Origin of the sequence: Bradyrhizobium tropiciagri, assembly GCF_018130505.1 — a bacterium.
In the GTDB taxonomy this organism is placed as follows: Bacteria; Pseudomonadota; Alphaproteobacteria; order Rhizobiales; family Xanthobacteraceae; genus Bradyrhizobium; species Bradyrhizobium tropiciagri_B.
Genome location: NZ_JAFCKH010000017.1, coordinates 107,893 through 114,235, shown reverse-complemented (window position 1 = coordinate 114,235; position 6,343 = coordinate 107,893). Strand labels below are relative to the sequence as shown.

Below are 6,343 nucleotides of genomic sequence, written 5' to 3'. Positions count from 1 at the left end.
GCCACCGTCGGCGATCCATTGGTGTCGGCCGGCAGGTCGGTGCCGACGAAATTGCCGTTGGCCGTGCCGCCATCGAAGGTCAGAGCAACCGGCTCGACGCCGGAGACGGTCACCGTCGGATTACCCGGACCGTCGTCGCCGAACTGGACGTTGCCGCCCAAGTCGAGCAGCGCGTTTGCCGTGGTCGAGCTGTCGCCATCGCTATCGGTGGTGACGACGCTGGCCTTCAGGTCGATCAGGTTGCTGGCGAGCGACTGCAGGTCGGAGATGTAGGCATTGTTGTAGACGTCGGCCTGCACATGGTCGACCGCATGGGTCTGGGTCAACGTCACGACGCCGGCGTTGTCCACGCTCAGCGTGAACACGGTGTTGGCCGCACTGATCGTGCCTTCCGTCAGCGCCGTCGAGCCGGTGATCACGCCGCCGCTCTCGTACAGACGGATCGCAAGGCCACCGGAGCTCAGGCCGGAGGTGTTGCCCTCGACAAAACCGGCATGGAACTGCAAGGCGTAGCTGATTGTGGACGCACCGGCGCCATCGGCACCGTAGTCGTTCAGATTGCCGAACGTGAATGCACCGGCGAAGCTCACCGACGCCACCGTCGGCGATCCATTGGTGTCGGCCGGCAGGTCGGTGCCGACGAAGTTGCCGTTGGCCGTGCCGCCATCGAAGGTCAGCGCCACCGGCTCAACCCGCGACAAAGTGACCGTCGGATTGCCCGGGCCGTCATCGCCGAACTGGACGTTGCCGCCGAGGTCCAGCAACGCGGTCGCCGTCGCCGAGCTGTCGCCGTCGCTATCCGTTGTGACGGCGCTGGCCTTCAGGTCAACAAGGTTGCCTGCGAGCGACTGCAGGTCAGAGATGTAGGCGTTGTTATAGACGTCAGCCTGCGTATGGTCGACCGTGTGGGTCTGAGTCAGTGTCACCACGCCAGTGGTGTTGTCCACGCTCAGCGTGAACACGGTATTGCCGGCGTTGATCGCGCCTTCCGTCAATGCCGTCGAGCCGGTGATGACGCCGCCGCTCTCGTACAGATTGATGGCAAGGCCGCCCGAGGTCAGGCCGGAGGCGCTGCCCTCGACAAAGCCGGCATGGAACTGCAGCGCGTAGCTGATCGTGGTCGCTCCGGCGCCGTCGCTGCCGTAGTCGTTCAGATTGCCGAAGGTGAACGCGGCGGCGAAGCTTGCCGTCGCCACCGTCGGTGACGGATTGGTGTCGCCCGCGCCTTCAGCGCCCACGAAATTGCCATTGACGAGGCCGCCGTCGAAGGTCAGCGCACCCGGCTCGACACCGGAGACCGTCACGGTCGGATTGCCCGGGCCGCTGTCCTGGATCGTGAACACGCCGTTGCCGAGGTTGAGCGGCGTCGTCACGGTGTCGCCGTCCGCATCGGTGATGGTCTGCACCAGCTGCAGCAGATTGGCGCTCGACAGCGTCAGCGTCGCCGGGTCGTCCGGATTGGCCGGATCGGCGTGCCAGATGTTGCTGACCTGCGTGAACGTCACCACGCCGGTCGTCTCGTTGATCGTGATCGTGAAATACGTCGTGCCGTTCGCCGAGCCAGTGATCGTGTCACCCGCCTGGTTCAGCACGATCTGCGCGCCCTGCCCGATGCCGTCGCCGTCGAGCGTGCTCTTGTCGGTCGGATCCAGGGCGTAGAGGCCCGAGGCCACGTTCGAGCCGGTCAGCACCAGCGTATAGGTCGTCTTGCCCGCGCCATCGCTGCCGTAGCTGCCGCCGATGAAATTGTCGGAGAAGTTCGCCGTCACGCTGGCGAGGCCGCCTGGGGCCGCGCCGCCTGCGGTGTCCGAGCCCACCGGACGCGTCTCGTCCAGCACCAGTGTGTCGATCGCGCCGGCCACCGTGCTCGCCGTCGGACCGCTGTCCTGGATCGCGAACACGCCGTTGCCGAGATCGAGCTGCGTCGCCACGCTGTCACCGTCGGCGTCGGTGATGGTCTGCACCACCTGCAGCAGATTGGCGCTCGTCAACGTCATCGTCGCCGCGTCATCCGGATTGGCCGGATCGGCGTGCCAGATGTTGTTGACCTGCGTGAACGTCACTACGCCGGTCGTCTCGTTGATCGTGATCGTGAAATACGTCGTGCCGTTCGCCGAGCCGGTGATCGTGTCACCCGACTGGTTCAGCACGATCTGCGTCCCCTGCCCGAAGTGAGCCGGGTTGGTGTCGGTCGGATCCAGCGCATAGAGGCCGGATGCCACATTCGTGCCGGTCAGCTTCAGCGTGTAGGTGGTGCTGCCCGCGCCGTCAGCGCCATAGCTGCCGCCGGTGAAGTTGTCGGAGAAGTCCGCCGTGACGCTGGCAAGGCCGTTCGGGGCCGAGCCGCCCGCCGTGTCCGTGCCCACCGGACGCGTCTCGTCCAGCACCAGGGTGTCGGCCGCTCCGCCCGCTATGCTCGCTGTCGGACCATCGTCGAGGAACGTCAGGTGCGATCCGACATCGGTGCTCGCACTTGCGGTCTGGTTGTTGCCGTCGGTGACCGTCCCCGTCAGCGTGATCAGGCCGGAGAGCAGCGAAATTCCCTCGTTGAGATCACCCGGGGTGCCCTCATGCACGGCGCGCAGATCGGTCAGCGTGACGCGACCCGACGCATCGACCGAAACCGTGAACACCAGATCGCCGCCGACGGCGGTGCGGCCTTCGACGACACCGTCGGCGTTGACGGACAGCAGCACGTGCTGGCCGGTCGCCGAATCGATCAAGCCGCTGTCGGCGCCGGGCGCACTCACGGACAGCGCAAAGGTCAGCGACTGCTGGCCCGCCGCACTGACCGTGAACGGCACGAGCGCGGATGCAACGGTCGATCCCAGCGGAGCGTGGCCTGAGCCGGCAACGCCGTTGGTGGCCGCGGTCAGGAAGCTCTCGTCCACGATCAGGCTCGGCAGCAGGCCAGCCGAGATGATGGGAAGAGGATTGTTCTGCGTCAGCACAAAGCCGGTCGGCTGCTGCGTGACGAAATTCGGCAGCTCTTCCTGCCCCGCCAATTGATTGGTGGGCACTGGGGCAAGCGGATCGATGGTAAACGGACTGAAGTTCGCACCGCTCGCCTGCGCGTTGCCGCCGGCGCTGTCCGCGGCCGGCAACACGGAGGAGTCCGTGGTGATCGGAAACAGGTTGGCGAATTCCTGCACCGTGACGTCGCGACCGGGCGCCATCTCAACGGTGATGTTGCTGCGAGCGGCGCCATCCTGCGACTGGCCCTGGCTGTCTGCGCGGGAATCGAAGAACGGTTCGACCGTGACGGTCGACTGGTTGTCGAACAGGATGATCAGCTTTTCGCCGACATGGACCAGCGTGATTTTTTCATTGGCGATCGACGAAAAATCGACCTTCACCTTCTGGTCGTATCCGAGATTGATAACGACCGCCTGGTCGGTCAGTGGCTTGGTCAGCTTGTAGATGCGAACAGGAGCCGAATTGACAGAATTTCCCGTACCGGTGGCCTGGGCCACCTGAAACTGCCCTTGCATTATCAACTCCGAAAAAAGCGATTAGAGGAAAACTTGTAGAAAAATTTACGCTTAAGCTATTGTTAAGCCCGTTCCCGGTCAAGAAATGCGTTTGGTTAATCAATACTTTCCGTACAAGTGTGGTAAAAATTGACCATGTCGGTTCAGCAAGAACAAATGCTTAGCCAGTTGAGGTCGTCCGGGGCCCGTAGTGATGCGGGGCCGAGGCCCTTGTGCGGGAATTTGGAGCGCTCGATGCGCGTGATCGGGAAGTTGATTGCGGTGGCCCTGTTCGGGTGCGCTGCCGGCGCAGCGTCCGCGCAAGACGTCAAACCCGTCCCGCAGGAGACCACGGTCGAGCGCGCGGTAAAGGCCCAGGCCAACCGCGACACCCAAATCGGCATTTATCTCAATGTGTTACCTGACTGTACGTCGGGCCCCCTGCCGACCATCCGCCTCGTCAGCCCGCCGGCTGCAGGAAAGGTGGTGGTGAAGTCCGCGAAGGCGAAGGCCACCAACTACAAGGCCTGCCTGGCGCTCGAGGTGCCGGCCTACGTCGCATTCTACAAGGCGCCGGCCGAATTCGTCGGCGCCGATTCGCTGACGATCGAGGTCAAGTATCCGGGCGGCCGCACCGAGATCCAGAAAATTACCGTGAATGTCAGCGGCGCTGGAGCTCAGCAAAAGATCTGACGGCGCCATCAGGCGACCGGCGGGCACGACAAAAATCGGGATACAGTTCGTCCTAGAGCGGCTCGCTCTCGTCGGAGTCCTGCACCTGCGGCGGCGAGACGTCCCGTCGTGCCGCAGTCTGCTGATCCAGCGATGCCCTGTCCTCATGGCAGTCGCTGATGCGGCGGGCGACCACGCGATCCCTCCGCTGAGCGCCTACCCTGACTTCGTTGACTTCCGTATAGGCCTCGTCGCTGAGCACGGTGATGACCGTGCTGACCGGTCCGAGATAGTCGCACCGATTGGAGAAGATGTACTTGTTGCTGACCTTCTCGGGCTTCGACGAATGACAATTGCCGACGGACACCGGTGAGAACGTCGCCTTCATCGCCTGGGTCGGGTCGACGCAGCGCGTCATCTCGCGCTCGAACAATTTCTGCCGGACCTTCGAGTCCGAAACGAGCTCGAGCGTCCGGACGAAGCGCCACATCCCCTTGCGAAAGGTCGGTCCGCCAAAGCCTTCCTCGGCCGCCGCAGCGTGCGAGGCAAAGGACACAGAAAGGGCGATCATTACGCCAACCGAGCGTGCAAAGATCTTCGACTGCCCGAAGCCCTCACCCAACGTCATATGATGGATTCCTATCGGCTGCACCACCGCGGCCGCACGGCTTCGCTTTGAGCCACGCCGCAAGCCTAGCATGGACTCATTCCATGACGCTTCACGTTAAATTCCCGTAAATTAGCGGTGGTTTTGAACCGCCGCCGGCTCCGACAGGACGTGGCACGAGATGCGTCGGTTAAGTTTCTCTCACTGTCGAAGCCCGTCGCGGCAGCGACCGACACTGCCCGAGCCGGATCGCGCATCCGGTTCACGCATCAATGGATCAAGCGCGCCGTCGTCGCCTTCTCGACGCTGCCCGCCGCATTGTCCTCGCAATCACCGATCCGCGTCGCGACGACCATGTCGGTCCTGGGATTCTCGCCGGTGCTCACCTCGTTCAACTCGGTGTAGGCCTCGTCGCTGCGCACGGTGATGACGGTGCTGACCGCGCCCATGTAATCGCAGCGGCGTCCGAACGTGTACTGGTTGCCGTTCTTCTCGGGCTTGTCCGAAACGCAGGTGCCGACGGGTACCGAGGAGAAGGTTGCCTTCATGGCGTGGGTCGGGTCGACGCAGCGGGTCATCTCCGCGTTGACGACCCGATACTTCACGTTCTTGTTGGCGTTCCTGACGACGTCGAGCGTCCGCACGAAGCGCCACAAGCCCTTGCGGAAGCTGGGACCGGAGAACGGCTGAGTGTCCTGAGCGGGCTGAACCGCCGCGCCCTTGCCGTTCGCAGGCTGGGGAGACAGCGTCTGTGCGAGGGCACCGAATGACGGTGCCGCGGCGATCATCATGGTCAGCAACGAACCTGCAATGGCATTCCGGAAGATCATTCCCGCCCCCAAATGGATTCCGAACCGCTTGCGATGTGGGTCCGGATCAGGTCCGTGAAGAAATGCCCCACGACGAGATTCGGTATCGGTAGACCAGTTGCAGGCCAATTGTGGCGAGTAAAGGCACGGCGGCGCCGCGAAATGGCTTCCGGCCTAATTCCGATCCACTGCAGCAAAGTTGCAACACCCAACCGCCCGACGAGCCTCTTGGCCCCTCGCGGGTTTGACCTTGCGGGATATTTTTGCTCATTTATGCGGGATTATTTTTAGTGATTTGCCGCGTGTATCGCTCACGAGGGGGCTCAGATGCATATTCGCTTCCGTTACGCCGTTGCCGGCCTTCTGGCCCTGGGTGTGACGTCATTCGGGAGTTCTGCGCCGGTGGCCGCAGCCGACCTTGGCCTGATAACGAAGGCACCGGTCGCGGGCGGCGGTTGCTCCGAGATCGTCTTCACCTGTGAGAACGGCCGCAGCTATCCGCTGTGCCCGCGCGCCGTCACGGTCGAGGGCGAAGTGGTCACGGCCTCGCTGCGCACCGGCCGTCACGGCAGCGTCTATATGCGGCATGTGCCGATGGGCGTCGGCTATCGTTATGCCGGTCGCGGCATCTGGCTGGACGGCGTCGGCGAAAGTGCCCTGCTCAACTTCGGCAAGCACAGCCAGGTGGCGTGCACCATCGCGCACTAAAGCGCGATCGGATCAGGCTGAAGCGTCACCGCGCTTCAGCTCTTTGCCGGGTCATGATCGTTTCGAAAACTCGCGGC

At 63.5% G+C, this 6,343-nt stretch carries 5 protein-coding genes; 2 read left to right on the top strand and 3 right to left on the bottom strand.

From position 1 onward, the window contains the following. Positions 1-3,491, bottom strand: a 3,491-nt coding sequence (locus tag JQ633_RS33385) for a DUF5801 repeats-in-toxin domain-containing protein (protein WP_249159839.1), incomplete at its 3' end; no start/stop codon positions are given. 234 nt (positions 3,492-3,725) lie between these two features. On the opposite strand from JQ633_RS33385, the gene JQ633_RS33380 reads away from it, so the two are divergent. Further along, positions 3,726-4,163: a hypothetical protein gene (locus tag JQ633_RS33380; RefSeq protein ID WP_211990071.1), complete on the top strand. Its 438-nt coding sequence runs from the start codon at positions 3,726-3,728 to the stop codon at positions 4,161-4,163. 52 nt (positions 4,164-4,215) lie between these two features. Here JQ633_RS33380 and JQ633_RS33375 read toward each other — a convergent pair whose 3' ends face one another. Beyond that, positions 4,216-4,713 carry a DUF3617 domain-containing protein gene (locus JQ633_RS33375; protein WP_249159838.1) on the bottom strand — a complete coding sequence of 166 codons (498 nt, stop codon included), beginning with the start codon at positions 4,711-4,713 and terminating at the stop codon, positions 4,216-4,218. 305 nt (positions 4,714-5,018) lie between these two features. Continuing rightward, positions 5,019-5,579: a DUF3617 family protein gene (locus tag JQ633_RS33370; RefSeq protein WP_211990069.1), complete on the bottom strand. Its 561-nt coding sequence runs from the start codon at positions 5,577-5,579 to the stop codon at positions 5,019-5,021. A gap of 306 nt (positions 5,580-5,885) precedes the next feature. Here JQ633_RS33370 and JQ633_RS33365 point away from each other — a divergent pair, with 306 nt between their 5' ends. Further along, on the top strand, positions 5,886-6,266 hold the full coding sequence (locus JQ633_RS33365; RefSeq protein WP_211990068.1) for an MliC family protein: 381 nt from the start codon (positions 5,886-5,888) through the stop codon (positions 6,264-6,266). Positions 6,267-6,343 lie beyond the last annotated feature (77 nt).